Genomic DNA, 25,366 nt, shown 5'->3' with positions numbered 1-25,366 from the left:
CCGGCCGGAGTCTGGCCCGGCGTGCCCTGACACCGTACTGGCCCGGCCGGACGAGATCGTCAGCGCGTACCGGTGGAGATCGTCACGCCGCCGCGGGCCCGTTGCCTCGAAGTGGATCCGCTGGTCACGCCGTGTCACGCTGGTGCGGTGAGCGAACCGGGCGGAACGGAGACGTCGGCGACGCTGCGGCGCATCGAACGGGCCGCGGGCGGCCTGGCGACCGCCAGCGTGGCCCGGATGGACGAGACCCTGCCGTGGTTCCGTGAGCTGCCCGCCGACCAGCGTTCCTGGGTCATGCTCGTCGCCCAGGCCGGCGTGCGCTCCCTGGTGCAGTGGCTGCGCCAGGGCGGGGGCGCCACCGACCGCACCCAGGAGGTCTCCGACGAGGTCTTCGCCGCCGCGCCGCAGGCGCTGGCCCGCTCGATCAGCCTCCAGCAGACCGTGGCGCTGATCAAGGTGACCATCGACGTGGTCGAGGAGCAGGTGTCGGACCTGGCCGTGCCGGGCGAGGAGCAGTCGCTGCGGGAGGCGGTGCTGCGCTTCTCCCGGGAGATCGCGTTCGCCGCCGCGCGGGTGTACGCCCGGGCCGCCGAGAGCCGCGGCTCCTGGGACGCCCGGTTGCAGGCGCTGCTTGTCGACGCGCTGCTGCGCGGCGACTCCCCGGACGTGCTGGCCAGCCGGGCCGCCGCGCTGGGCTGGACGGACGCGCCGCCGGTCGCGGTGGCGGTGGGCCGCTCCCCCGGCGGCGAGGTCGCGGCCGTGCTGCACACCGTCTACCGGCAGGCCCGGCGGATCGGCGTCGAGGTGATCGGCGGCGTGCACGGCGACCGGCTGGTCATCGTGCTGGGCGGTGCGGCCGATCCGGTGGCGGCCACGGAGAAGCTCCGTACCGCCTTCGGTGAGGGCCCGGTGGTGGTCGGCCCGGCGGTGCCCAGCCTGGACGAGGCCACCGAGTCGGCGCGCGGGGCTCTCGCCGGGTTCCGGGCCGCGCCGGCCTGGCCGACCGCGCCGTGCCCGGTCGCCGCCGACGAACTGCTCCCGGAACGCGCGCTGGCCGGTGACACCGAGGCCCGCCGCCGGCTGCGCCACGACGTGTACGCGGCGCTGGCCCGCTCCGGCGGCGAGCTGCTGGAGACGCTCGACGCGTTCTTCGCCGCCGGCGGCACGCTGGAGAGCGCGGCCCGGGCGCTGTTCGTGCACCCGAACACCGTGCGCTACCGGCTGAAGCGGATCGCCGAGGTGACCGGTTTCTCGCCCCTCGCTCCGCGCGACGCGTTCGCGTTGCAGGTCGCGCTGACGGTGGGACGGCTCGACCCGGTGGTGCCGGCGGTCTCCGACCGGCGATGATCGCCGGCGATCTTTGTAGGTTTCCTCTAAAGGTTCTAGTGCGGTTTGGTGCCGTACGTTACAGCGCGGCACGCCGGGATCCGTCAGAGTCGTACACGTGCTCGCCGTACTCTCCCCCGGACAGGGTTCGCAGAAGCCCGGCTTCCTCGCGCCGTGGCTCGACCTCCCCGGCACCGAGGCGCGTCTGCGCTGGTGGTCTGCCCTCGCCGGGGTGGACCTGATCCACCTGGGCACCCGGGCGGACGCGGACGAGATCAAGGACACCGCCCGCACCCAGCCGCTGCTGGTCGCCGCCGCGCTGCTCGCCGCCGAGCACCTGCCGATGCACGAGGTCGGGCTGGTCGCCGGGCACAGCGTCGGCGAGCTGGGCGCCGCCGCGCTGGCCGGCGTGCTGCCGGCCGAGTCCGCCGTGACGCTCGCCGGCGTACGCGGGCGGGAGATGGCCGCCGCCTGCGCGCTCGAGCCGACCGGGATGGCCGCCGTGCTCGGCGGTGACCCGGACGAGGTGATCGCCGCGCTGACCGCCCACGGGCTGCACCCGGCCAACCGCAACGGCGCCGGTCAGATCGTGGCCGCCGGGGCGATCGACGGGCTGGACAAGCTGGCCGCCGAGCCGCCGGCCCGGACCCGGGTGATCCGGCTCCAGGTGGCGGGCGCGTTCCACACGCCGTACATGGCTCCGGCCGAGACCGCCCTGGCCGCGGTGGCCGCCGGCGTCCCCGCCGCCGCCCCGGCGCGGATCCTGCTGTCCAACCTCGACGGCGCGCCGGTCGGGCACGGCCCGGAGACGGTCCGGCGGCTGGTCCGGCAGGTGACCGCCCCGGTCCGCTGGGACCTGTGCATGCGCACGCTGGCCGACCTGGGCGTCACCGGCGTGATCGAGCTGCCGCCGGCCGGCACCCTGGCCGGGCTGGTCAAGCGGGAACTCAAGGGTGAGGGCGCACCCGAGATCGTCACCCTGAACACCCCGGCCGACCTGCCCGCCGCGCGCCGCCTGATCGCGCGGCACGCCGGCCCCGCCGCCCGCCCCACCGCGCCGTCGTACCGGGTGGTCGTCTCGCCCGCCGCCGGCCGCCTCGACCGGTCGGCCGCACCGGCCGAGGGCACCGAGGTACGCGCCGGCCAGGTCCTCGGCCACGTCGCCACCGGCCGGGGGCCGGTCGAGGTGACCGCGCACGACAACGGGTCGCTCGCCGAGTGGCTCGCACACCACGACGACCCGGTCGCACCGGGCCAGCCCCTCGTCCGTATCGGAGGAACGCACTAAATGGCCGGCAGCCGGATCGTCGCGATGGGGCACTACCAGCCCTCCCGCGTCGTCACGAACGACGAGATCGCCCAGATGGTCGACACCAACGACGAGTGGATCCGGGACCGGGTCGGCATCGTCACCCGGCGGATCGCCGGCGACGAGACGGTGGCCGACATGGCCACCGCCGCCGCCGGCAAGGCGCTCGCCAACTCCGGCCTCACCGCCGCCGACATCGATCTGGTCGTGGTGGCCACCTGCTCGTCGGTGGACCGCAGCCCCAACGTGGCCTGCCGGGTCGCGGCCAAGCTGGGCATCAACGCGCCCGGGGCCTTCGACCTCAACACCGCCTGCTCCGGTTTCGCGTACGCGCTGGGCACGGTGGACCACGCGATCCGGGCCGGCGCGGCGCGCAACGCGATCGTCGTCGGCGCGGAGAAGCTCTCCGACTTCACCGACTGGACCGACCGCTCGACCTGCATCATCTTCGCCGACGGCGCCGGGGCGGCGGTGGTCACCGCGACCGCCGACGACGAGCCGGCCGGAATCGGGCCGGTGGTCTGGGGTTCCGCGCCGGAGAAGAGCGACGCGGTCCGGATCGAGGGCTGGCAGCCGTACATCACCCAGGAGGGGCAGTCGGTGTTCCGCTGGGCCACCACCGCGATCGCCCCGCTCGCGCTGCAGGCCTGCGAGCGCGCCGGGGTGGATCCGTCGGAGCTGGCCGCGTTCGTGCCGCACCAGGCCAACGCCCGGATCATCGACGGCATCGCCAAGCGGCTGAACATCCCGGACGCGATCATCGCCAAGGACATCGTCGAGTCCGGCAACACGTCGGCGGCGAGCATCCCGCTGGCCCTGTCGAAGCTTGTCGAGCGGCGCGAGGTGCCCTCGGGCGCCCCGGTGCTGCTGTTCGGCTTCGGCGGCGGCCTGACCTACGCCGGCCAGGTCGTGCGCTGCCCCTGAAACCCCCTCGGGCGCGAACGCGCCGAGGTGCGTGACCGGCGACGCCGGTCACCGGTAACCCCCGATGAGAGGAACCAACCGCAATGACCCGTGACGAGATCACCGCCGGCCTCGCCGAGATCCTCGAAGAGGTTGCCGGGGTGAACCCGGACGACGTGGCCGAGGGGAAGTCCTTCACCGACGACCTCGATGTCGACTCGCTCTCCATGGTCGAGGTCGTGGTGGCGGCCGAGGAGAAGTTCGGCGTCAAGATCCCGGACAACGAGGTGCAGAACCTCAAGACCGTCGGGGACGCCGTCAGCTACATCGAGGCGCAGTCCTGATCATGAGTCGCCCCGACGTCGTCGTCACCGGGCTCGGCGCGACGACCCCGCTCGGCGGGGACGTCGCGTCGACCTGGGACGCCATGCTCGCCGGCCGCTCCGGGGTGAGTGCGCTCACCCAGGAGTGGGCCGCGGAACTGCCCGTCCGGATCGCCGCCCAGCTGGCGGTGGACCCGGCCGAGGTGCTGGACCGGGTGAAGCTGCGGCGGCTGGACCGCTCGGAGGCGATCGCCATCATCGCCGCCAGGCAGGCCTGGGCCGACGCCGGTCTGACCGACGCCGGACCGGACCCGGAGCGGCTGGCGGTGAGCGTCGGCTCGGGCATCGGCGGCGCCACCACCCTGCTCGCCCAGGACGACATCCTGGAGGCGTCCGGACCGCGGCGCGTCTCCCCGCACACCATCCCGATGCTCATGCCGAACGGCCCGGCCGCCTGGGTCGGGCTGGAGCTGGGCGCCAAGGCCGGCGTGCACACCGTCGCCAGCGCCTGCGCGACCGGCGCGGAGGCGATCGCGCTGGGGCTGGACATCATCCGCGCCGGCCGGGCCGACGTGGTGGTGGCCGGTGGCACCGAGGCGGTCATCCACCCGCTGCCGATCGCCGGCTTCAGCTCGATGCGGGCCATGTCGACCCGCAACGACGAGCCGGAGCGGGCCTCCCGGCCGTGGGACTCCGGTCGCGACGGCTTCGTGCTCGGTGAGGGCGCGGGCGTGGTGATCCTGGAGCGCGCCGACCACGCCGCCGCCCGGGGCGCCCGGGTGTACGCGCGCCTGGCCGGCGCGGGGATCACCTCGGACGCGTACGACATCGTGCAGCCGCACGCCGAGGGTGAGGGCGCCATCCGCGCCATCGCCCGGGCGGTCGCCGACGCGGACGTGGCCCGTACCGACATCGTCCACGTCAACGCGCACGCCACCTCCACCCCGGTCGGGGACATGCTGGAGATCGGCGCGCTGCGGCAGGCGGTCGGCGACCACCCGGTGCTCACCGCCACCAAGTCGATGACCGGGCACCTGCTCGGCGCGGCCGGCGCGCTGGAGTCGATCGCCACCATCCTGGCCATCCGGGACGGCGTGATCCCGCCGACGATCAACCTGGACGACCCGGACGAGGGCCTCACCCTGGACGTCGCCGCGCACAAGGCGCGTCACATGGAGATCCCGGCGGCGCTGAACAACGCGTTCGGCTTCGGCGGGCACAACGTGGCGCTGGTCTTCACCCGCCCCTGATGTAAGGAAGGGCCCCTTCTTAACAGCCGCTGTTAAGAAGGGGCCCTTCCTCTACCGCAGGCGTTAAGAAGGGGCCCTTCCTTACACCTCAGCCGCGGTTGCGGGGGTGAAGCCGGGCGGTCCGCTCGTTGCCCCGCCGGTAGTTGCCGGTCCACCGGGCCATGGCCAGCTGCGGGTCGTCGCCGACCTCGGCCAGGAACTGCGCCGCCCGGCCGCCGCGCAGCGTGCCGGCGACCCGGCCGTGATGCGTGATCACCACCGTGCCGTCGCCGCGCTCGACGTACCGGAATCCCTGTGCCGCCTCTCCCATGGGCGCCACCCTGCCAGCCGGCCACCCGGGCCGCACCCGAGTTACGGCGGCGGTCAGGTCCGGCAGGTGGTGGCCGGCAGGCCGGAGACCGGCACCGGGGAGCGACCGGCCGGGCGGGCCTTGCCGGCGAGCACCGCCGCGAGCCCGGCCATCGAGGCGCGGGTGGACGAGTAGGTCGCCATCAGCGTCGGGGACTTCGCTCCGGACAGTACGTACGGCGTGTCCATCGCCACCGTCACGGCGGCGTCTGCGCGCAGGTCCTTCGCGCCGTCGCCGTACCCGACCAGGTGCACCACGGTGCCGCCGGAGGGCACGACCTTGACCCCGGCCGCGGTGAGCGCCTCGGTCAGCAGTTTGCGGGTGCGCTCCCGGCCGCCGGAGGAGGTCACGCTCACCGGGCCGGTCACCGCGCCGCCGCACTTGCCGCGCAGCACCGTCACGGCGGCGGTCGCCAGGTCGTCGGCGGCCTTGCGGTGCGCGGCGCCGTCGAGCGTGGACAGCGCCGGGGTGTCCCGCCCGGCCAGCCGGAACTTCATGGTCAGCACGCGGGTGACCGCCTCGACCAGGCGGGCGCGGGGCAGTGAGCCGTCCTTGAGCGCGGCGCGCAGCCCGTCGTACGCCTGGGTGACGTTCGGCGTCATCAGGATGAGGTCGTTGCCGGCGTTGAGCGCGCGTACGGCGGCCTCGCCCGGTGACCACTTCTTCGCCGGGGCCATGTTCATCCCGTCGGTGATCACCACGCCCTGGAAGCCGAGCTGGCCACGGAGCACGTCGGTGAGCAGCTTGCGGGAGAAGGTGGCGGCGGTGCCCGGGTCGACGGCCTTGACGTCCAGGTGGGCCGACATCACCGCCATCGCCCCGGCGCCGATGCCGGCGCGGAACGGCGGGAACGCGATCCGGTCCAGGTCGGCGCGGGACTGCTTGATCACGGGCAGCTCGGTGTGCGAGTCCTCGGCGCTCAGGCCGTGCCCGGGGAAATGCTTGACGGCGGCGCCGACGCCCTCGGCCTGCAGGCCGCGTACCGCGCCGGCCACCTGCGGGGACGCGGTCGCCGGGTCGGCGCCGAAGGACCGGGAGCCGATCACCGTGCTGCGGGTGGCGAGCACGTCGGCGACCGGTGCGAAGTCGAGGTTGATGCCCATCGCGGCCAGTTCGGCCCCGGCGGCCCGCCAGGCGGCCTCGGTGAGTGCCGGGTTCCCGGCGGCGCCGGCGGCGAGCGGGCTGGGCAGCAGCGTCACCCCGTCGGTGATCCGGGTGACCACGCCGTACTCCTGGTCGGTGCCGATCAGGAACGGCGCGGCGCCGGCGGGCAGCTTGCCGGCGGCGGCGCGCAGCCCGTCGGTGAGCGCGCGGACCTGCTTCGGGTTGTCGACGTTCGTGGTGGCCTGGTTGCCCGAGGTCGGGTCGTCGGCGCTGAAGCCGACCAGGATCAGGCCGCCGAGCCGGTACTTCGCGACCATCTCGGCGGGGGTGTCGACCCCGGCGAGCGCCCGGTTCCCGGCCGCCGAGCCGGCCGACACCTTGGTCGCCGAACTGCCGTACGCGTAGGGCATCAGCACCTGCCCGACCAGGTCCTCGTCGCTCAACGTGCCGACGAGCGCGGCCGCGCGGACGGCCGGGTCGGCGGCCGGCTGGTCACTCGGCGCGGGCGCGGCCGACGACGGCGCCGGGCTCGTCGGGGCGGGCCGGGGCCGGTCCGGCCCGTCCGAGCACCCGGAGACGAGCAGCGCGGTCAGTACGGCGAGCGCGACGGCGGAGCGGCGCGGGGAAATCGACACGCGGCCCACCGTATCGGGGCAACTCGGCCCCCGTCACCCGACCCGGGTGAGCAGCGTCACCGGCGCACCGTCGCCGGCGTACCGGTAGGGCTCCAGTTCGGCGTCCCAGGCGGTGCCGAGCGCCTTGTCCAGGGCGTGCGCGAGCGCCTCCGGGCCGCGCGCGGCGGCCATCAGGCTGCGGAGCCGGTCCTCGCCGAGCTGGATGTCGCCGGCCGCGCCGACCGCGGCGCGGAACAGGCCCCGGCCCGGTACGTACATGAAGCGCTCGCCGTCGACGCCGGGACTGGGTTCCTCGGTGACCTCGAAACGGATCATGGGCCACTGCCGGAGGGCAGCGGCCAGCTCCGCGCCGGTCCCCGGGCTGCCGGTCCAGCCGCACTCGGCGCGACGGGCGCCCGGATCGGCGGGCTGCGCCGTCCAGTGCAGGTTGACCGGCGCGGCGAGGACGCGCGCGATCGCCCACTCGACGTGCGAGCACACGGCGAGCGGGGTCGAGTGGACGTATACGACGCCACGCGTTGGCACGGTGACCTCCCGGTGAGCCGAGGTGCGTCTTCCCCTACGACCTCGTCGTACCGAGTGGTACCTGGCACACATGATGACCCGTGTGACTGGTGGTGCGCCAGCGAATCGGAAAATTCGCCGGGCCCCGGGGGCGGGAAATACCCGGGTGGTGGACCCGGTTATGCCCTCTGACGCCGCGACGACCAGCCAGGTGTCGTGGTCGTGTACAGTTCTCTGGGCGGTTCTCTGTGCCGCCGTACATCTTCGCGGGCCGGCGCCCACCCGGGCGTCATCCGCACAGCCCCCGGACGGCCTTCCGTCCCCACCGTACGTCTGCAAGGAGTACCTCCGTGGCGAGCAACACCTCTAAGACCGCGCGCGCGTCCGTCCGGGCCGGCCAGGCTGGCCAGGGTGGCGCCCTCAGCGTGCTGGGCGAGTTCAAGTACCTGATCCCGCTCAACGGCGGCAAGCACGCCTACGTGCGCAACCTGACCAACGGCAAGACCGCGCACCTGCGCACCGACTCCGACGCCTTCGTCGAGGAGATCCGGGTGCTGGCCGCCGCCGGCCACGCCGCCAAGATCCGCGCCGAGATCAACGGCCTGGCCGCGTCCTACCCGGACCACGGCTGGGACGCCACCGAGAAGCGCCTGGTCGAGGCCGGCGTCTTCGAGGGCTGAGCGCCCTCACCCGCACCACCGCGACCGCCCGCCGGGATCACCCCGGCGGGCGGTTTCGCGTCTCCTCCCGCGGCAGCAGCGTGACCTCGCCCGTGGCCAGGTCGTAGAGCGCGCCCTCCACCGCCAGTTCGCCGGCCGCCACCGCCCCGGCCAGCCGGTCGTCGGCGCGCAACGCGGCCACCGTGCGCCGGACGTGGCGGCGGATCGCCAGCGGGTGCGCGTCCGGGTCGTCCACCCCGACGTCGGTGACCGCCGGGGCGATCCGGTCCACCACGTACGCCAGGTCCCCGCCGGGCCGCCGCCCGGTGCGCAGCGCCTCGACGGTGGAGCCGACCGCGCCGCAGCGTTCGTGGCCCAGCACCATCACCAGGCGTACGCCGAGCTGCTCCACCACGTACTCGATCGAGCCCCGCACGGCCCGGTCCAGCACGTGCCCGCCGGTACGGATGACGCAGATCGAACCGAACGTCTGGTCGAAGATCGCCTCCAACGGCACGCGGGAGTCGATACAGCCCAGCACGACCGCGTACGGCTGCTGGTCGCCGGAGGCCACCGCCGCGGCGGCGGTGACGTCGTGCCCGTGCACCGGCTGGCCGCTGACGAAGCGGCGGTTCCCGGCGAGCAGCTCGGCCAGCGCGGCGCGCGGACTGGTGGACGGCATGCCTCCCAGCCTGGTCACCGATCCGACGCCGCGGGCCCGGACGGGAATCTTCTCTCCGGGCCGGTTGCCGTGGTCTCATGGCGGGTAACGCCGGTGTCACCGCCGGGTCATCCGGTGGACACACACCGGTGGGCCCGGGAGGTGGACGATGCCGGACCTGGAACTGCGGCTCCCCGACGACGTACGCCTGCACGTCACCGTCACCGGGCCGGTCGACGCCGAGGTCACCGCGGTCCTGCTGCACGGCTGGACGCTGGACGGGCGCAGCTGGCACCGCCAGGTCGCCGAGCTGCGGGAACGCTTCGGCGGCCGGGTCCGGGTGGTCACCTACGACGCGCGCGGCCACGGCCGGTCGAGCTGCCTGGCGCTGCGCGACGCCACCCTCGCCCAGCTCGGTGACGACCTGGCGGCGGTGGTCGACGAGATCGTCCCGTCCGGGCCGGTCGTCCTGGTCGGGCACTCGATGGGCGGCATGACCGTGATGGAGTACGCCCACCGCCACCCCGACCGGTTCGCCGCCCGGACCGCCGGGCTGGTCTTCGTCTCCACCACCGCCGAGGGGCACACCCACACCGCGTACGGCCTCTCCCCTCGGATCACCCGGCTGATCCGCCTGGCCGAGACCACCGGCGCCGGGGTGCTGGCCCGCTGCGGCGGCTGGCGGCCCCCGCACGCGCTGCTGCGCGCCCTGCGCCCGAGCATCCGCTGGATGCTGTTCGGCGACCGCTGCGACCCGGCGGACATCCGGCTGGTCACCTCGGCGGTGGCCCGGGCCACGCTGCGCTCGATCGGTGGTTTCCGCGCCTCGATCGGCGCCCAGCACCGGCTGGAGACGCTGGCCGCGCTCGGCGTGCTGCCGGCCGCCGCGCTGGTCGGGGACCGGGACCGGCTCACCCCGCCGCCGTGCGCCGAGTCCATCGCGGCGGCGCTGCCCACCACGGAGCTGACCGTCTGCCCGGGTGCCGGGCACATGCTGATGATGGAGCGCCCCGACGAGGTGAACGCGGCCCTCGCCGGCGTGCTGGACCGGGTGCTGGCCGACCGCCCGGCGACCCGCCTCTGAGCGTCTCCCGCCCGCGAGCGGGGCAGACGTACGCCACGTGCGCGGCATGCCCCGATGTGCCGGTTGCCGGCGGCCCGTACCCTCATTCAGCCCGCCGTGCCCTCCGAACACAGGAGCATCCGCGTTGACCGACCAGACCACGCTGGACCGGGAGATCGCCGCCGAGCAGCGTCACCTCGACCGGGTGTACGCCCGGCTGGCCGAACTGCGCCGGTCCGCGGCCGACGCCGAGCGGGAGGGCTACCGGCTGGCCCGGGTCGGGAACTTCGGCGCGCTGGTCGAGCGGGACGCGATGGTCTTCCACGCCGCCCAGCGCCGGCACGTGCTGGACGCCGAGCACGAGGGCCTGGTGTTCGGCCGGCTGGACCTGCGGACCGGTCAGGTGCTGCACGTCGGCCGCCTCGGTGTGCGGGGCGTGGACGCGGAGACGCTGGTGGTGGACTGGCGGGCGCCCGCCGCCGCCGCGTTCTACCAGGCGACGCCCGCCGAGCCGCGCGGCGTGGTGCGCCGGCGCACGATCCAGTCCGCCTCGGAGAAGGTCACCCGGATCGAGGACGACCTGCTGGACCCGGAGGCCGCGCCGCCGGACATGGCGGTGGTCGGTGACGGGGCGCTGCTGGCCACGCTGTCCCGGGCCACCGGCCGTGGCATGCGGGACATCGTCGCCACCATCCAGCGCGAGCAGGACGAGGCGATCCGCTCCCCCGGCAACGGCGTCACGATCGTCTCCGGCGGCCCGGGCACCGGCAAGACGGCGGTGGCGCTGCACCGGGCCGCGTACCTGCTCTACTCCGACCGGGCCCGGTACGCCGGCGGCGGCATCCTGGTGGTCGGCCCGTCCGGCGTGTTCGTCGAGTACATCGCCTCGGTGCTGCCCTCGCTCGGCGAGGAGACCGCCACGCTGCGCTCGCTCGGCTCGCTGTTCCCCGGCCTGTCCGCGTCCCGCACCGACCCGCCGGACGTGGCGGCGGTGAAGGGATCGCTGCGGATGCGCCGGGTGCTGGAACGCGCGGTCCGCGACGCGGTGCCGGACTCCCCGGCCGAGTTGCGCCTGCTGTACCGGGGTGAGCTGCTGCGCCTGGAACGCCCCGCGCTGGACGCGATCCGGGACCGGACGCTCGCCCGTGGGGCGCGCCGCAACGAGGTACGCCGGGCGGCGTTCGACGCCGTCCTGGCCGCGCTCTACGCCCAGGCCCGCACGCTGCGGGTGGGCCGGCTGCCGGAGCAGCCCGCGTTCGAGGACGAGATCATCGAGCGGCCGGAGTTCCGGGAGTTCCTCAAGGCGTGGTGGCCCCGGCTGCACCCACGGCACGTGCTGGACTGGCTGGCACGCCCGGACCGGCTGCGCCGCTACGCCGGGGGCGTCCTCTCCTCGGCGGAGATCCGGCTGCTCGCCGACGCGTACCGGAGCCTCGGCACCGAGGGGCTGACGGTGGCCGACATCGCGCTGCTGGACGAGCTGGACGCGCTGCTCGGCAAGCCGGTGCAGCGGGCCCGGCCCAAGCGCGATCCGTACCAGCTCGCCGGTGGCGTGCGCGAGCTGAGCACGTACGCCGACCGGCAGCGTGCCGCCCGCGCGGCGGCGCGGGAGCGTCCGGCCGACTACCGCGACTACGCGCACGTGGTGGTCGACGAGTCGCAGGACGTCTCGCCGATGCAGTGGCGGATGATCGGCCGGCGCGGCCGGCTGGCGTCCTGGACGGTGGTCGGTGACCCGGCGCAGACGGCCTGGACGGGCGATCCGCAGGAGCTGGACCGTGCCCGCGACCAGGCGCTGGGGCGGCGCAAGCGGCACCGCTACGAGTTGACCACCAACTACCGCAACTCGGCGGAGATCTTCGCGGTGGCGGCGGCGGAGATCCGCCGCCTTTACCCGGATCTGCCGCTGCCCGACGCGGTGCGGTCCACGGGCGTGCCGCCGGTGGAGCGTACGGTGCCCGCCGCCGACCTGCCGGCGGCCACGGTCGAGGCGGCCGAGGCGCTGCTCGCGCAGGTGGAGGGCACCGTCGGTGTGATCACGCCGGTGCCCCGCCGGGACGAGGTGGCCGGCTGGCTGGGCGCGCTCGGCACGGGCCGCCTCCAGGTGGTGACCAGCCTCCAGGCCAAGGGCATGGAGTACGACGGCGTGGTGCTGGTGGCGCCGAGCGAGATCCGGGCCGACCCGGGCTCGGGCGTACGCACGCTCTACGTCGCGCTGTCCCGCGCCACCCAGCGCCTCACCACGCTCGATCCGGTGGGGTGAGTGGCCGCGTCGGCGCCACCCACAGTTCACTTGCATACATAGCGATGTGAACATACATTGAGCCTGGCCGGTACGGGGCAGGGAAGGTGTTGGCGTGGGCGCAGGTCATGACCACAGCGGCGCGGTGGCCAACGCGGCACACCGCCACCGGGGCCGCCTCTGGGCCGCCTTCGCGCTGCTCGCCGCCCTCATGGTGGTCGAGGCGGTGGCCGCCTTCACGACCGGATCGCTCGCGCTGCTCTCCGACGCCGGGCACATGTTCACCGACGTCCTCGGCATCGGCATGGCGCTCGCCGCGATCTCCGCCACCCGCCGCGCCGGCACCGACCCGCAGCGCACGTTCGGGCTCTACCGGCTGGAGGTGCTCGCCGCCCTCGCCAACGCCGTACTGCTCGGCGCCGTCGCGGTCTACGTCCTCATCGAGGCGGTACGCCGGTTCGGCGAGCCGCCGGAGGTGCTGGCCGGCCCGATGCTCGTGGTGGCGGTGCTCGGCCTGCTCGCCAACATCGTCGCGTTCGCACTGCTGCGCGCCGGGTCGAAGGAGAGCATCAACCTGCGCGGGGCGTACCTGGAGGTGCTCGGCGACCTGCTCGGCTCGCTCGGCGTGATCGCCGCCGCGTTGATCATCACGGTCACCGACTGGTGGTGGGCCGACCCGCTCGTCGCCGTCGGCATCGGCGTGTTCATCCTGCCGCGCACCTGGCGGCTCGGCCGGGCCGCGGTCCGCATCCTGGTGCAGGCCGCGCCGGAACACCTCCAGGTCACCGCCGTGCACGACCGGCTGGCCGCCGTGCCGGGTGTGGCCGAGGTGCACGACCTGCACGTCTGGACGCTCACCTCGGGCATGGAGGTGGCCTCGGCGCACCTGACCACCGACCCGGGCGTGGACCCGGCCGGGGTGCTGGCCGCCGCCCGGGCCGCCCTGCACGAGGACTTCTCCATCGATCACGCCACGTTGCAGGTCGAGCCCGGAGCGTCAGCCGGAGTGTGCGGAAAGACCGAGTGGTGATTAGGACAGACTTAAATCACTGTGACTGCTGTAGTCTTATGCCGGTTTTGCCCCGCCTAGTGGCATTGCTCGACGGAGCCGTGCCCGGGCAGCGCCGGTAGTCTCGGTCGCGGCCGCACCCGCGGGCGCCACCGGCCCCGGTGGGGCGGCCGTCGCCTAATCGTCCGCAGGGGCGAGCCGGGGAACCACGTACGTGGGGTGCATCCGCGTCAGCGGTAGGGATCTTCCGTCCCGAACCCGTCAGCTAACCCGGTCGGCGTTGACGGAAGGACGTGTGAATGCCCCCAGTGGCACCTGTACGACGGACGGCCGCCCGGTTGGCGGCCCTGCTCGTCGCGACGCTGGCCCTCGGCGTCGCGACCGTTCCGGTCTCCCCCGCCTCCGCGGCGCCGGCGACCGGCCTGCTCGCCGCCGCACCCGGCGGCGACGACGAGGGCGGCACGCCGGAACTGCGCGCCCAGCTCGACGCGGCCAGCAAGGGCTGGCTGGAGGCGAAAGCCGCGCTGAACCGGTCGGTGACCCGCCAGAAGCAACTGAACGACCAGCTCAAGACCGTCGGCGCCGAGCTGGCCGTCCGCGACGCCAAGGTCGGCGAGATCGCCGCGGTGGCGTACCGCAACGGCCGCCTGGGCACCGCCGGGGCGCTGCTCGGCAGCAGCAGCCCGGAGGGCTTCATGGACCGGGCCGCAGCGCTGGAGCAGGTCGCCGCGCACGAGGACCGTACGCTGCGCGACCTGATCACCACCCGGGACGAGGCCACCCGCACCCGTGCCCAGCTCGACGGGGAGATCCGCGAGCAGCGCAAGCAGGTCGCGGTGATGGGCAAGCGCAAGGAGCAGGCCGAGCGCGCCCTGGAGGTCGCCAACGACCGCGCCTCGCGCAGCAGCACCAGCGGCGGCGGCAGCGTCCAGGGCACCTCCAACAAGAACGCGAAGCCGGCGCCGCGCAACTCGGACGGCTCCTGGCCGTCGGAGTCGTGCAGCGTCAACGACCCGACCCCGGCGAACGGTTGCATCACCCCGCGCACACTGCACGCGCTGCAACAGGCAAAGGCGGCGGGCTTCACCCGGTACGTCTCGTGCCACCGGCCCAGCGGCTCGGGTGAGCACCCGAAGGGGCGGGCCTGCGACTTCGCCGCGCAGAAGAACGGCTTCGGCGGCGTGGCCAGCGGCGGTGACCGGACGTACGGCAACAACCTCGCCGCGTACTTCGTGCGCAACGCCGACCCGCTCGCCGTGCTCTACGTGATCTGGTTCAAGCAGATCTGGCTGCCCAGCAGCGGGTGGAAGTCGTACAGCGGCGGCAACGGCGACCCGTCCAGCGACCACACCAACCACGTGCACCTGTCGGTGTACTGAGCGCGCCCGGAAGGGGCGGCCGGATCAGGCCGGCCGCCCCTCCAGGGTCGCCCCGAGACGCGCCGCCAGGCCCAGGTGAGCCGCCCGGGCCTGGCGGAACGCGTACCCGAACAGCGGTGCCGGTGCGGTGAGCGTGATCTCCACGTCGATGCGTACCGTGCCGTCCGGCTCGTCGCGCAGGCGGGTGTGGTTGCGGACCGTCGTCGCGGGTTGCTGACGCGCCACGGTGACGACCTCGTCCTCGCCGGCGATCAGCACGTCCGCCTGGTACGTGACCGGGAAGTGCATCGGGCCGAGTTGCAGCCGGTCGGTGATCGCGTAGCTGGCCAGCGCGCCCGGCCGGGCCGGCAGCTTCCGGACCCGGACGATCAGCGGATGCAGCTCGCCCTGGCGACTCAGGTCACCCAGTAGCGCCACCGCTTCGGCCCGGGTGCACCGGGCCTGCACGGTGTAGCTGAAGCTGTCGCTGCTCTGCAAGCGGGCCCCCTCGCCGTCGTGCGTCGCGACGATCGTCCCGTACCGACGCCGGACTGGCAACGGGTAGAAGGTCCCCTGGCAGCAGGGGGTGTGAACGGCGCTCAGGCGCCGGGCAGCACCTCGGGGGTGTCGTCGGCGAACCACGGCTCGGGCGCGCCGAACAGGCCGAGCAGGCCGGTCACCCAGAGCTGCCGGTGCACGAACCGGCTCGGCTCGGTGACCACGAGCTTGACGCCGCTGACCTCGCAGGTCTGGAAGCCCGCGACCATGGCGCTGATGCCGACCGAGTCGATGAACGTGACGAGCCGCATGTTCAGCTCGATTCGCGAGGGACGGCCCTTCGCGAGCACCTCGGCGATCGCTTCCCGCACCTCGTACGCGGTGTCGACGTCGATCTCCCCACGGGGCGCGATCTGGACGACACCACCCGGCCGCACCGACTTCACGATCGACAGGCTCACGCGAGCACCTCCACTCGCCCATGACGGGCGCCTCATCAGTACGCGGGCCGCGACCGAGAGTATTCCTCCAACGGCCCGGTCGCCACCCCCCGGGATGAGCAATTCGCGAACTGGGCACACCTGGGCGTACCCAATCCGGACCTCCGGGTTCCAGTTTCCCCTGTTTGGCGGGTCGCGGCCAACCGTGCGACCGGGTGGGCCCGCCGATCCGCCGACCAGGGTAGCGGGCGCACGCACGTCCCGTCGGCACCGGTCCCGGCGCGTTCGAGTGTTCGTCCCGTTCGCTGTCCGGCCTGCCCGTGACGCCCGCCTGGTTTGCCGCGCCCGCCCGTGGGGCACTGCCCGAGACAGTGAACCCGCCGGATGGACACCGGAGTCCGAAGTGGCCGCCGGCCTTCGGCACCCGAGGAGGTAGAACGATGTTCGGATCCAACCTGCTGGACCGCCGGGGCAAGGCCGAGCGGGTCGCCGACCAGGCGTGGCAGAACCTGCTCTCCGCCGTCGGTTCCGCCGGTGACAGCGTGCGCGACGCCACCCGGACCGCCCGCCGCAGCTCCTCCGGCCTGGCCGACGACGCGACCGACCTGGTCGGCTCCGCCGCCGAGGAGGCACGCCGCCGGGCCTCCCTCGCCTTCGACGCGCTCGCCGGCCGCCGGCCCGCGCTGCCGTGGACGCTGCTGATCGCGGCGGCGCTGGCGGGCGCGGCGATCGGCTGGGCCGCCGGCACCGCGGCACGCGCCGCCGGCAGCCGGGACCGCGCCGCGGACGAGATCGAGTTCGTGGACGTGGACCGGCCGAACTCCCCGGCCGGCCTGGACGGCTGACCCACCCGTACGACCCGACGACGGCCGCTCCCGGGACTCCCGGGGGCGGCCGTCGTGCTGCCTCACCCCGGCCGGGTGAGGGCCGCTCACCCGGGACGCGCGCAGGATCGCGGGTGCGGGACACGTGCCCGCGCCGCGATCGACGGGAGGGAGAGCCGGATGGCCACCGACACGATCACCCGTACCGACCGGGACATCCAGTCCGCCGTGCTCGACGAGCTGACCTGGGAGCCGCGGGTCGGCCCGGACGAGATCGGGGTGACGGTCACCGAGGGCGTGGTGACGCTCACCGGCCGGGTGGACAGCTACGCCAAGAAGTGGGCCGCCGAGCGGGCCGCGCACCGCGTCTTCCGGGTCCGCGCCGTCGCCAACGACCTCGCCGTCCGGATCGACACCGCGGCCGGGCGGGAGGATCCGGAGATCGCCGTCGCGGCCGTACGGGCGCTGGAGTGGGACGCGTTCGTGCCGATCGAGGCGTTGCAGGTGACGGTGGCCGACGGCTGGGTCACGCTGCACGGCGAGGTCGAGTGGGAGTACCAGCGGCGGGCCGCCGAACGGTCGGTCGCGCGCCTCACCGGCGTGTGCGGGGTGAGCAACGGCATCGCCGTGCGCCCCGCGGTGCACCCCGACGGCCGTGACCTGGCCGAGCGGATCGTGGACGCGCTGGCCCGCAACCGCGCCACCGAGGCCGAGGAGGTCGACGTGCGGGTGCACGGCGACACGGTGCTGCTGGACGGGCAGGTCCACTCGGCCGTCGAACGCGAGGAGATCGAGCGGGTGGTGTGGAACGCCCCCGGCATCCGGGAGGTGCACAACCACCTCGTCGTGCGCTGACCGGAACCACCCCGCCCGGGTGAGCCCGCCTCACCCGGGCCGGGGCCATGGTGGGAGGCATGAGTGATCCGAACGGGCTGATCACACCGGGCCAGGACGCGCCCCGGTTCACGCTGCCGGCGGCGCCGGACGGGCGCGAGACGGGCCCCGGGCAGTTCCGGGGCCGTCCCGTGGTGCTGGCGTTCTACCCGGCGGACTGGTCACCGGTCTGCGGCGAGCAGATGACCCTGTACCAAGCCGCCCTGCCCGAGCTGGAGCGGTACGACGCGGTGCTGCTGGGCATCTCGGTGGACAGCGTCGACTCGCACCGGGCGTTCGCGGAGAGCCGGGGCATCCGGTTCCCGCTGCTCGCCGACTTCGAGCCCAAGGGCGAGGTGTCGCGCCGGTACGGGGCGTACGCGCCGCGCGGGCAGTCGGACCGGGCACTGGTGGTCGTCGACCCGGACGGCCGGGTGGCCTGGAGTCACCTGTCCCCGCCCGAGGTGAACCCGGGTGTGGACGGCATCCTCGACGCGCTCGAACAGCTGGACGCGGATCGGCGGGTGAGTGCCCGATGACCACGCCACTTCAGGTCACCACCGCGCGGCTGCGGATCCCGGTGACCGAACGCGACCACGTCCGCGGGCCGGTGGACGCGCCGGTCACGATCGTCGAGTACGGCGACTTCCAGTGCCGGTACTGCGGCGCCGCGTACCCGAACCTGGCCGAGGTGCTGCGCCAGCGGGCCGAGGTGGTGCGGCTGGCGTACCGGCACTTCCCGATCACCAACGTCCACCCGTACGCGGAGAGCGCCGCGGAGACCGCCGAGGCCGCCGCGGCGCGGGGCCGGTTCTGGGAGATGTACGACTGGCTCTACCAGCACCAGGACCAGCTCGACCCGGTGCACCTGTCGCTGGGCGTCGAGCAGATCGGCCTGTCGCCGGAGGAGATCGCCGGTGAGGTCGGCCGGCAGGAGCACGCCGACCGGGTCCGGCAGGACTTCGTCGGCGGCATCCGCAGCGGCGTCAACGGCACCCCGACGTTGTTCGTCAACGACGTCCGCCACGACGGCGGCTACGACCTGGCCGAACTGCTCGCCGTGGTCGACGCCGCCGCCGACGAGGGCTGACGGTCAGATCAATCGCAGCTCGCGCGCCCGCCGGACGGCGTCCCGCCGGCGGGTCGCGTCGAGCTTGCGGTAGATGTTGCGCACGTGCGTCTTCACCGTGTTGACCGACAGCGACAGCTCGGCCGCGATCTCCACGTTGGACAGGATGCTCTGCAGGTAGCGCAGGATGGTCAGCTCCCGCTCGGTGAGCGGCTCGTCGAGCACCCGGGCCGGACCGTCGCCGGCCGTGGCCACCGGTTGCGCGTCCACGCCCCGGACCAGCTCGCTCACCGTGGCCCAGTACGCGGTGCCGGAGTCCAGGCGCGCGGCGAGCAGGTCCCGTACCCCCGGGTCGGCCCGGGTGAAGACGCGCCGGAAGCCGTCCGGTTCGGCGAGCGCCAGCACCTCCTCCAGCAGCCGGCCGGCCCGCCGGGCGTCACCGGAGGCATCGGCGAGTGCCGCGTCGAGCAGCCCGGCGCCCAACCGCACCGGCAGCGGCCAGTCCGCCGCGCCGGGCGCGGTCCAGTCGGGCAGCGTCCGCCCGGCCGCGTGGGCGTCACCGGCGCGCAGCCGCAGTCGCGCGGCGGCCAGCGCCGGTGCCGGCCCGTCGCCGGCCGCGTCGAGCAGCGCCCGCGCGCCGTCGACGTCACCGACGACGGCGCGTAGGTGCGCCTCCTCGGCGGTGAGCCACTCGCCCAAATCCGGCCCGGGCGCGACGGTCCGCGCCTCGGCGAGCGTGCGCAGCGCGCCGCCCGGGTCGCCGCCGTCGGCCAGCAGCCCGGCCCGGCAGAGCGCGGTGATCGCCGCGCCACCCGGTTCCGCGCCGGCCGGCCCGGCGAGCGCCAGGTGGGCCGTGGCCTCCGCCGGCCGGTCCCGCTGCCAGTCCACGAGCGCCAGCGCCAGGTACGCGTAGCCGCAGTCGGACCGGGACGACCAGCCCTGGCACGGCGGCATCGCCAGCGCCTCCCGGGCCAGCTCCTCGGCGGCCCGCAACGCGCCCCGGGCCGCCTCCAGCAGCGCCGAGCGGCTGACGCAGAGCAGTTCGGTACGCGGCCGCCCGGCCCGCCGCGCCGCCTCCCGCGCGGCGCCGAACCGGTCCCGGGCGGTGGACAGCTCCCCCTCGGCCAGCGCGGCCAGCCCGTGCGCGGCACCGGCCACCGCGCGCACGTCGTCCCGCTCGGCCGTCCCGGCACGCGGATCGCCGCCATCACCGGCGACGGCACTGCCGGCGTCCGGGCCGCTCGGGGGCTCGCCCGCCGCGATGGTGGCCAGCAGGCGGTCGGCGGCCCGGCGTACCTCCTCGTGGTCGCCGTCGAGCCGGGCCAGGCTCAGCTCCACGGCGGCGGCCAGCCGGCCGAACCGGTCGCGGCGCGGCGCGGGCAGGTCGCCGGCGTCGGCCAGCGCCCGCCGCAGCTGCACGTCGGCGGCGGCCCGATCCCCGGCGTACGCCCGCTCGGCGGCCGCGGCCAGCGCCAGCTCCGGATCCCGGCGGACCGCCTCGGCGGGCGGCTCGGGTGGGGCCGGTACGGCGGCCGGTTCGTCCGGCGCCAGCTCGGGCCAGCGGGTCACGAGCAGCTCGGTCGCGTCGGCCCACTCACCGGCGAGGAGCGCGTGCCGCAGCGCGTCGGCGGGACGGTCGTGGGCGGCGTACCACCCGGCCGCCCGCCGGTGCAGCTCGCGCACCTCGTCGACGGGCAGCCGGTCCAGCTCGTCCCGGAGCACGTCGGCCAGCAGCGGGTGCGGCCGGTACCACTGCGGGCTGCCGCCGTCCCGGTGGAGAAAACCGCCCTGCCGGGCCGCCTCGGCGAGCAGGTGCCCGGCGTCGGGCCGCCCGGTCAGCGCGGCGGCCAGATCGGCATGGACCGCGACGGCCACCGCCACCCGGCGCAGGACGTCGCGGGTCGCCGGTTCCAGCGGGGCGAGCACCTCGTCCCGCAGGTACGCGGCGACGTCCGGCTGGTCACCGGAGAACCGTTCCACCGCGCGCGCCGGGTCGGTGCCGTCGCCGAGCGCGAGCGCGGCGAAACGCAGTCCGGCCGGCCAGCCGGTGGTGCGCTCGGCCAGCCGGGCCACGGCCGGGACGGGTACCGACACGCCGTGTGCGACGAGCAGGTCGGCCACCTCGTCGGCGGTGAACGCCAGGTCGTCGGCGCCGATCACGGTCAGCTCGCCGGCCAGCCGCCAGCGGTGCAGCGCCAGCGGTGGTTCGCTGCGCGCGCCCGCCACCAGCCGTAGCCGGCCGTCGGTGTGCCGGAGCAGGAACTCCAGCCCGGTCAGAGCTGCCGGGTCGGTGACCCGGTGCAAATCGTCCAGCACCAGCAGGACGTGCCGTTCCCGGGCGGCGAGCGCGGCGGCGAGCGTCTCGAGCTGCTCGGGCCGGGGCGGCCCGTCCGGCACCGGCGGCGGCCCGTCGTCCGGGTCGCCGGCGGCAGCGGTACGCAGGGCCGCCGCGAGATAGCCCCAGAGCCGCCGGACCGTCTCGCCCTCGGCCACCGTCACCCAGGACGGTGCGGGCCCGTCCCGCTCCCCCTGCGCCCAGGTCGACAGCAGCGTCGTCTTGCCCCAGCCAGCCGGCGCGCAGACGAGCGTCACCGGCCCTGACGCGCCCTGTTCCAGCCGGTCCAGCAGCCGGGGACGCAGCAGGACCGGCTCGGGTGGCGCGGGCGGCGTCAACCGGGACGCCAGCAGCGGCGGGCCACCGGACGGCGCACCACCGGCGACATCGGGTGAGTCGAGGCCGAGCAGATCGGGCGTACCGGTGATGTCGCTGGTGCCGCTGCGTGCGGTGACGGCCTGGTCTGCCTCCTCCGGCATGCGTCCCTCCCCCCGTCGGTGCGGGCAGCGGTTACCCGCACCGCGCCGGTTCACCCCTTCCGGGCGAACCCCGCTCACCCGGGCGCCGCGCACCCTGTAGTCACGCGGGGCAGGCCGGGACGGGCCGGCGCCCGGGGACGGCGGGAGGTCAGGTGGTGCGGAGCAGACGGCTCGCGGCCGGCGCGCTGGCGCTGGCCGGCGCGCGGGTGCTCGCTCCGGCGGGCGCGCGGATGCTGGCGCGCCACCGGGCACGGCGCGCCGCCATCGATCCGCGGCCGGGCCGGTGGCAGGTGGTGACGGTGGCCGCGGCGCCCGAGCAGGTGCTCCCGGCCGGACGGTGGCCCGAGCCGCTGCGCCGCCTCGACGGCGCGGTCGAGGTGTGGGCCCGTCCGGCGCCCGGCGGGCGCGGCACCGAACTGGCGGCCCGCCCGCTGGGCGGGGAGTGCACGCTGCCGGGGTTCGCCGCGCACCTGGTCGGCGACGACCCGGGCCGGTTCCTGCGCCACGTGCTGCGGCAGACCAAGCAGCTCCTGGAGACCGGCGAGGTGCTGGCGGCCGACCCGTCGCCGCTGGACCGGCCGGGGGCCTTGCCGTGAGGGCGCTGTGCTGGGCCGGTGCCGGTCTCGTGGAGGTGCGCCGCGTCCCGGACCCGGAGCTGCGCAACGCCCAGGACATGATCGTCCGGGTCCGGCGTAGCACGACCTGCGGCGCGGACCTGCCGCTCCTGGGCGGGCGGGTACCCGAGGCGTCCGCCGGGGAGGTGCTCGGACGCGAGTTCCTCGGCGACGTGGTCGAGGTCGGCCCGGACGTACGCCGGCATCGGGTCGCCGACCGGGTGGTGGTGGGCGCGGCGGTGGCCTGCGGGGCGTGCTGGTTCTGCCGGCAGGGGCTGCCGGCCTGCTGCGACAACGGCACGAGCGGCGTGACTGCCGAGCCGGAGTGGGGGCAGCCGTCCGCCGGCGGTTACGGCCGCCCGGCCCGGCTGGGTGGGTTCGCCGGTGGTCACGCCGAGTACGTGCGGGTTCCGTACGCCGACGTGGGCGCGTTCGCCGTACCGGAGTCGGTCAGCGACGACCGGGCGGTGTTCGCCGCCGACGCCGCGCCGGCCGGCTGGTACGGCGCCGAGCTGGGCGAGGTCGCCCCCGGCGACGTGGTGGCGGTGTGGGGTGCGGGCGCTGTCGGTCAGCTCACCGCCGACGCGGCGGTGGCCCGGGGCGCGGACCGGGTGGTGGTGGTCGACGACCGGGACGACCGGCTGCGGATGGTCACCGGGCACGACGGTGTGGAGGCGCTCAACCACAGGTACGTGGACGTGCTCGCCGAGTTGCGCGAGCGCAGCGGCGGCCGGGGGCCGGACGTGTGCGTCGACGCCTCCGGGGTGCCGGCCGCGCCGGGCCGGTGGCCGGTGGCCGAGCCGGACGCCGGGTCGGCGCTGCGCGAGGCGGTGCACGCCTGCCGCAAGGGCGGCGTGGTGGTGGTGCTCGACGCCCGGCCCGGCTTCGTGGACCGGTTCCCGCTCGGCGCGCTCGCGGACAAGGGACTCGCCGTCCGCGCCGCGCGGCGCCGGGGCGGGGACGCGATCCCGGCGCTGCTCGAGCGGATGGCCCGCGACGAGCTGGTCACCGAGCATCTGGCCACCCATCGGATGCCGCTGGAGCGCGGCGCCGAGGGGTACGCGTTGTTCCGGGATCGGGCCGACGGCTGCGTCCGGGTGGTCTTCACGCCGTGAAGGTGAGCGCCGTCGGTGGCACACTCGGCGGATGCGCGCAGACCGTCCGTACGACCTCGTCCTGTTCGGCGCCACCGGCTTCACCGGCGGGCTGACCGCCGAATACCTGGCCCGGCACGCGCCGGACCGGCTGCGCTGGGCACTCGCCGGCCGCAACCCGGACAAGCTCGCAGCGGTGCGGGACCGGCTGGCCGCGATCGACCCGGCCCTGGCCGAGCTTCCGCTGCTCACCGCCGACGTGACCGACACGGCGTCGCTGCGCGCGGTGGCGGAGAGCGCCCGGGTGGTGGCCACGACAGTCGGCCCGTACGTGCACCACGGCGAGCCGCTGGTGGCCGCCTGCGCCGCCGCCGGCACCGACTACCTCGACATCACCGGCGAGCCGGAGTTCGTGGACCGGATGTACGTGCGGCACCACGCCGAGGCGGTGCGCACAGGGGCACGGCTGGTGCACGCCTGCGGCTTCGACTCGATCCCGCACGACCTGGGCGTCTGGTACACGGTCAAGCAACTGCCGGCCGACGGGCCGATCGCCGTGGACGGCTACGTCCGGGCCGGTGGCCGCTTCTCCGCCGGGACGTACCATTCGGCGCTCACCGCGTTCTCCCGTACCGGTGAGATGAGCCGCGCGGCGCGGGCCCGCCGGGCGATGGAGCCGAAGCCCGACGGACGCCGGGTCCGCGCGGTGCCGGGCAAGGTCGGCCGGGTACGCGAGTTCGGCCAGTGGGCGGTGCCGCTGCCCACCATCGACCCGCAGGTGGTCCGCCGGTCCGCGGTGGCCCGCCCGGAGTACGGCCCGGACTTCCGCTACCGGCACTTCGCGGCGATGAAGCGGCTGTCCACGGTGCTGGTCGCGGGCGTCGGGCTGGCCGGCGTGGTGGGGCTGGTGAAGGTGGCGCCGACGCGGCGCTGGCTGCTCGGGCGGCTCGCCTCCGGGCAGGGGCCGACCGCCGAGCAGCGGGCCAAGTCGTGGTTCCGGGTGCGGTTCGTGGGCACCGGCGGCGGCCGGCGGGTGGTGACCGAGGTGGCCGGCGGCGACCCGGGTTACGACGAGACGGCCAAGATGCTCGCCGAGTCGGCGCTCTGCCTGGCCTTCGACGAGCTGCCGGAGACCGCCGGTCAGGTCACGCCGGTCGCGGCGATGGGTGACGCGCTGCTGGACCGGCTGGTACGCGCCGGCATCACGTTCCGCACGCTGCCGGAGTGAGGTTGACCCTCGACCCGCTTGAGGTCACAGGATGACGGCCGTGGAGAGCGAGCTTCGCAGCATCGGCGAGCTGGCCCGGGCCAGCGGGCTGACGGTCAGCGCCCTGCGGTTCTACGACCGTTCCGGCGTACTGGCCCCGGCCCGGGTGGACCCGGTGACCGGCTACCGCTGGTACACCGAGGAGCAGGTGGGCCCGGCACGCCTGGTGGCCGGGCTGCGCCGGGTGGGGATGCCGCTGGCCGGCATCGCCGAGGCGCTTCGGCACCGGCACCGGCCGGCCGAGGTGCACCGGCTGCTGGACGCGCATCTGCGCCGCCTCGAGGACGGCCTGGCCGACGCGCGTCGCGAACTCTCCCGGATCCGTAGCCTGATCGACCCGGAGGAGACCATCGTGACCACCCGCCTCGTCCTGTCCCGCACCGACCTCGCCGCCGCCGTGGACGCCGTACGCTTCGCCGTCGGCGCCGACCCCGGCCTGCCGGTCCTGTCCGGTGTGCTCGTGGAGGTCGAGCCGGACGGTGTCCGGCTGGTCGCCACCGACCGGCACCGGCTCGCCGTGGCCCGGGTCGCCGGCACCGTCGACGGCCCGCCGGTGAGCGCGCTGCTGCCGGTCGCCGCTGTCGACGAGCTGCGGATGCTGCTGGACGCCGACGGTGCGGGTGACGCCGAGGTCGTCGTCGCCGCCGGCCGGGTGACTGTCACGGTGGCGGGCCGGCCGCTCACCGCGGTGCCGCTGCCGTACGACTTCCCTGACTACCGGCGGCTGCTGCGGGCGCAGCTCGGCGACGTACCCGCGTACCGGATCCCGTTCGACGGCGCGGCGCTGCGGGCGGCGCTCACCGCCGACGGCGTCCCGGTCTGCCGTCGCGCGCACGAGGGCGCCGAGCACGAGGTGGTGGCGCTCGGTCTGGACGGCCGCGGCGAGCTGCGCCTGGTCGACCCGAACGCCGTGGTCGACCCGAACGCCGTGGTCGACGCCGACGGCACGGGCGGCACGGGCGGCGTGGACGGGGCGGGCGGCGCGGGTGCGCTTCGGGTGGCGGTGAACCGGGAGTACCTGCTGGACGCGCTGGGGTCCGGTGACGGCCAGCTCGTGCTGGAGCTGGACGGCCCGATCGCCCCGCTGGCCGTGCGGCGGCCCGACGACGCGCACGCGTTCTCGGTCCTGATGCCGGTACGCCTCTGACCTTTTCGCGGGCCGGTCCCGGCCCCGCCGC

25 protein-coding genes and 1 riboswitch are annotated in these 25,366 nt (G+C 75.2%); of the genes, 18 read left to right on the top strand and 7 right to left on the bottom strand.

What is annotated here, in order from left to right; all coding sequences use genetic code 11:
- The first annotated feature begins 72 nt into the window (after positions 1 to 72).
- From O7604_RS16955 to fabF, 5 genes are all read left to right on the top strand, one after another.
- On the top strand, positions 73 to 1,347 hold the full coding sequence (locus tag O7604_RS16955; RefSeq protein WP_281577084.1) for a helix-turn-helix domain-containing protein: 1,275 nt from the start codon (positions 73 to 75) through the stop codon (positions 1,345 to 1,347).
- Between the two features lie 97 nt (positions 1,348 to 1,444).
- Positions 1,445 to 2,614: an acyltransferase domain-containing protein gene (locus tag O7604_RS16950; RefSeq protein WP_281577083.1), complete on the top strand. Its 1,170-nt coding sequence runs from the start codon at positions 1,445 to 1,447 to the stop codon at positions 2,612 to 2,614.
- Positions 2,615 to 3,559 carry a beta-ketoacyl-ACP synthase III gene (locus tag O7604_RS16945; RefSeq protein WP_120568620.1) on the top strand — a complete coding sequence of 315 codons (945 nt, stop codon included), beginning with the start codon at positions 2,615 to 2,617 and terminating at the stop codon, positions 3,557 to 3,559. It abuts the gene before it with no gap.
- Between the two features lie 83 nt (positions 3,560 to 3,642).
- Positions 3,643 to 3,882, top strand: a complete 240-nt coding sequence (locus O7604_RS16940; RefSeq protein WP_007072348.1) for an acyl carrier protein — start codon at positions 3,643 to 3,645, stop codon at positions 3,880 to 3,882.
- A gap of 2 nt (positions 3,883 to 3,884) precedes the next feature.
- Positions 3,885 to 5,111: a beta-ketoacyl-ACP synthase II gene (fabF, locus tag O7604_RS16935; RefSeq protein ID WP_269704704.1), complete on the top strand. Its 1,227-nt coding sequence runs from the start codon at positions 3,885 to 3,887 to the stop codon at positions 5,109 to 5,111.
- A gap of 88 nt (positions 5,112 to 5,199) precedes the next feature.
- Here the strand turns inward: fabF and O7604_RS16930 are convergent, their stop codons facing one another.
- From O7604_RS16930 to O7604_RS16920, 3 genes are read right to left on the bottom strand one after another with little or no spacing between them, the layout of a single operon-like run.
- Entirely contained in the window at positions 5,200 to 5,421 is a 222-nt protein-coding gene (locus O7604_RS16930; RefSeq protein ID WP_269704703.1) for a hypothetical protein, read from the bottom strand.
- A gap of 53 nt (positions 5,422 to 5,474) precedes the next feature.
- Positions 5,475 to 7,199 (bottom strand): glycoside hydrolase family 3 protein, encoded by a 1,725-nt coding sequence (locus tag O7604_RS16925; protein ID WP_281577082.1) that lies wholly within the window; start codon positions 7,197 to 7,199, stop codon positions 5,475 to 5,477.
- Between the two features lie 33 nt (positions 7,200 to 7,232).
- On the bottom strand, positions 7,233 to 7,724 hold the full coding sequence (locus O7604_RS16920) for a DUF3145 domain-containing protein (protein WP_030503630.1): 492 nt from the start codon (positions 7,722 to 7,724) through the stop codon (positions 7,233 to 7,235).
- A gap of 329 nt (positions 7,725 to 8,053) precedes the next feature.
- Here O7604_RS16920 and O7604_RS16915 point away from each other — a divergent pair, with 329 nt between their 5' ends.
- Positions 8,054 to 8,383 carry a hypothetical protein gene (locus tag O7604_RS16915; RefSeq protein WP_013287842.1) on the top strand — a complete coding sequence of 110 codons (330 nt, stop codon included), beginning with the start codon at positions 8,054 to 8,056 and terminating at the stop codon, positions 8,381 to 8,383.
- Positions 8,384 to 8,420: 37 nt separating this feature from the next.
- Here O7604_RS16915 and O7604_RS16910 read toward each other — a convergent pair whose 3' ends face one another.
- Positions 8,421 to 9,044, bottom strand: coding sequence for a carbonic anhydrase (locus O7604_RS16910; protein ID WP_281577081.1), 624 nt, complete (start codon positions 9,042 to 9,044; stop codon positions 8,421 to 8,423).
- A gap of 148 nt (positions 9,045 to 9,192) precedes the next feature.
- On the opposite strand from O7604_RS16910, the gene O7604_RS16905 reads away from it, so the two are divergent.
- The 4 genes from O7604_RS16905 to O7604_RS16890 all read left to right on the top strand — a co-directional run bounded on the left by O7604_RS16905 (position 9,193) and on the right by O7604_RS16890 (position 14,716).
- On the top strand, positions 9,193 to 10,107 hold the full coding sequence (locus O7604_RS16905) for an alpha/beta hydrolase (protein WP_269704700.1): 915 nt from the start codon (positions 9,193 to 9,195) through the stop codon (positions 10,105 to 10,107).
- A 124-nt stretch (positions 10,108 to 10,231) separates the two neighbouring features.
- Positions 10,232 to 12,349, top strand: a complete 2,118-nt coding sequence (locus O7604_RS16900) for an AAA family ATPase (RefSeq protein WP_269704699.1) — start codon at positions 10,232 to 10,234, stop codon at positions 12,347 to 12,349.
- Between the two features lie 94 nt (positions 12,350 to 12,443).
- Positions 12,444 to 13,358 (top strand): cation diffusion facilitator family transporter, encoded by a 915-nt coding sequence (locus O7604_RS16895; RefSeq protein WP_269704698.1) that lies wholly within the window; start codon positions 12,444 to 12,446, stop codon positions 13,356 to 13,358.
- Between the two features lie 143 nt (positions 13,359 to 13,501).
- Positions 13,502 to 13,632: riboswitch (cyclic di-AMP (ydaO/yuaA leader) on the top strand.
- Positions 13,633 to 13,636: 4 nt separating this feature from the next.
- Positions 13,637 to 14,716 carry a hypothetical protein gene (locus O7604_RS16890; protein ID WP_269704697.1) on the top strand — a complete coding sequence of 360 codons (1,080 nt, stop codon included), beginning with the start codon at positions 13,637 to 13,639 and terminating at the stop codon, positions 14,714 to 14,716.
- Positions 14,717 to 14,740: 24 nt separating this feature from the next.
- Here O7604_RS16890 and O7604_RS16885 read toward each other — a convergent pair whose 3' ends face one another.
- Positions 14,741 to 15,193, bottom strand: coding sequence for an SRPBCC family protein (locus O7604_RS16885; protein WP_269704696.1), 453 nt, complete (start codon positions 15,191 to 15,193; stop codon positions 14,741 to 14,743).
- Positions 15,194 to 15,294: 101 nt separating this feature from the next.
- Positions 15,295 to 15,654 (bottom strand): STAS domain-containing protein, encoded by a 360-nt coding sequence (locus O7604_RS16880; RefSeq protein ID WP_013287849.1) that lies wholly within the window; start codon positions 15,652 to 15,654, stop codon positions 15,295 to 15,297.
- A 419-nt stretch (positions 15,655 to 16,073) separates the two neighbouring features.
- Here O7604_RS16880 and O7604_RS16875 point away from each other — a divergent pair, with 419 nt between their 5' ends.
- The 4 genes from O7604_RS16875 (at position 16,074) to O7604_RS16860 (ending at position 18,420) form a co-directional block, all read left to right on the top strand.
- On the top strand, positions 16,074 to 16,478 hold the full coding sequence (locus tag O7604_RS16875) for a hypothetical protein (RefSeq protein WP_269704695.1): 405 nt from the start codon (positions 16,074 to 16,076) through the stop codon (positions 16,476 to 16,478).
- A gap of 159 nt (positions 16,479 to 16,637) precedes the next feature.
- A complete protein-coding gene (locus tag O7604_RS16870; RefSeq protein WP_269704694.1) occupies positions 16,638 to 17,312 on the top strand; it encodes a BON domain-containing protein in 675 nt (224 codons plus the stop codon).
- 59 nt (positions 17,313 to 17,371) lie between these two features.
- Complete coding sequence (locus O7604_RS16865) at positions 17,372 to 17,869, top strand: redoxin domain-containing protein (protein ID WP_269704693.1); 498 nt, start codon at positions 17,372 to 17,374, stop codon at positions 17,867 to 17,869.
- A complete protein-coding gene (locus O7604_RS16860; RefSeq protein WP_281577080.1) occupies positions 17,866 to 18,420 on the top strand; it encodes a DsbA family protein in 555 nt (184 codons plus the stop codon). Before O7604_RS16865 ends, O7604_RS16860 begins: the two co-directional genes overlap by 4 nt.
- A 3-nt stretch (positions 18,421 to 18,423) precedes the next feature.
- Here O7604_RS16860 and O7604_RS16855 read toward each other — a convergent pair whose 3' ends face one another.
- Positions 18,424 to 21,213 (bottom strand): LuxR C-terminal-related transcriptional regulator, encoded by a 2,790-nt coding sequence (locus O7604_RS16855; protein WP_281577079.1) that lies wholly within the window; start codon positions 21,211 to 21,213, stop codon positions 18,424 to 18,426.
- A 152-nt stretch (positions 21,214 to 21,365) separates the two neighbouring features.
- Between O7604_RS16855 and O7604_RS16850 the strand changes: the two genes are divergently transcribed.
- From O7604_RS16850 to O7604_RS16835, 4 genes are read left to right on the top strand one after another with little or no spacing between them, the layout of a single operon-like run.
- A complete protein-coding gene (locus O7604_RS16850; protein ID WP_281577078.1) occupies positions 21,366 to 21,809 on the top strand; it encodes a hypothetical protein in 444 nt (147 codons plus the stop codon).
- Positions 21,806 to 22,942: an alcohol dehydrogenase catalytic domain-containing protein gene (locus O7604_RS16845; protein ID WP_269704689.1), complete on the top strand. Its 1,137-nt coding sequence runs from the start codon at positions 21,806 to 21,808 to the stop codon at positions 22,940 to 22,942. Before O7604_RS16850 ends, O7604_RS16845 begins: the two co-directional genes overlap by 4 nt.
- 31 nt (positions 22,943 to 22,973) lie before the next feature.
- Entirely contained in the window at positions 22,974 to 24,149 is a 1,176-nt protein-coding gene (locus O7604_RS16840; RefSeq protein WP_281577077.1) for a saccharopine dehydrogenase NADP-binding domain-containing protein, read from the top strand.
- A gap of 31 nt (positions 24,150 to 24,180) precedes the next feature.
- Positions 24,181 to 25,335, top strand: a complete 1,155-nt coding sequence (locus O7604_RS16835; RefSeq protein ID WP_281577076.1) for a MerR family transcriptional regulator — start codon at positions 24,181 to 24,183, stop codon at positions 25,333 to 25,335.
- The last annotated feature ends 31 nt before the right edge of the window (positions 25,336 to 25,366 follow it).

Origin of the sequence: Micromonospora sp. WMMA1947, assembly GCF_027497355.1 — a bacterium.
Taxonomy (GTDB): Bacteria; Actinomycetota; Actinomycetes; order Mycobacteriales; family Micromonosporaceae; genus Micromonospora.
This window is presented reverse-complemented; position numbering and strand designations above follow the sequence as displayed.

Excerpts from the sequence above, each read along its gene's own strand:
- O7604_RS16945 (WP_120568620.1), top strand. The coding sequence starts at position 2,615 with ATGGCCGGCAGCCGGATCGTCGCGATGGGGCACTACCAGCCCTCCCGC.
- O7604_RS16940 (WP_007072348.1), top strand. The coding sequence starts at position 3,643 with ATGACCCGTGACGAGATCACCGCCGGCCTCGCCGAGATCCTCGAAGAG.
- fabF (WP_269704704.1), top strand. The coding sequence starts at position 3,885 with ATGAGTCGCCCCGACGTCGTCGTCACCGGGCTCGGCGCGACGACCCCG.
- O7604_RS16930 (WP_269704703.1), bottom strand. The coding sequence starts at position 5,421 with ATGGGAGAGGCGGCACAGGGATTCCGGTACGTCGAGCGCGGCGACGGC.
- O7604_RS16910 (WP_281577081.1), bottom strand. The coding sequence starts at position 9,044 with ATGCCGTCCACCAGTCCGCGCGCCGCGCTGGCCGAGCTGCTCGCCGGG.
- O7604_RS16905 (WP_269704700.1), top strand. The coding sequence starts at position 9,193 with ATGCCGGACCTGGAACTGCGGCTCCCCGACGACGTACGCCTGCACGTC.
- O7604_RS16890 (WP_269704697.1), top strand. The coding sequence starts at position 13,637 with ATGCCCCCAGTGGCACCTGTACGACGGACGGCCGCCCGGTTGGCGGCC.
- O7604_RS16875 (WP_269704695.1), top strand. The coding sequence starts at position 16,074 with ATGTTCGGATCCAACCTGCTGGACCGCCGGGGCAAGGCCGAGCGGGTC.
- O7604_RS16870 (WP_269704694.1), top strand. The coding sequence starts at position 16,638 with ATGGCCACCGACACGATCACCCGTACCGACCGGGACATCCAGTCCGCC.
- O7604_RS16865 (WP_269704693.1), top strand. The coding sequence starts at position 17,372 with ATGAGTGATCCGAACGGGCTGATCACACCGGGCCAGGACGCGCCCCGG.
- O7604_RS16860 (WP_281577080.1), top strand. The coding sequence starts at position 17,866 with ATGACCACGCCACTTCAGGTCACCACCGCGCGGCTGCGGATCCCGGTG.
- O7604_RS16855 (WP_281577079.1), bottom strand. The coding sequence starts at position 21,213 with ATGCCGGAGGAGGCAGACCAGGCCGTCACCGCACGCAGCGGCACCAGC.
- O7604_RS16840 (WP_281577077.1), top strand. The coding sequence starts at position 22,974 with ATGCGCGCAGACCGTCCGTACGACCTCGTCCTGTTCGGCGCCACCGGC.
- O7604_RS16835 (WP_281577076.1), top strand. The coding sequence starts at position 24,181 with ATGACGGCCGTGGAGAGCGAGCTTCGCAGCATCGGCGAGCTGGCCCGG.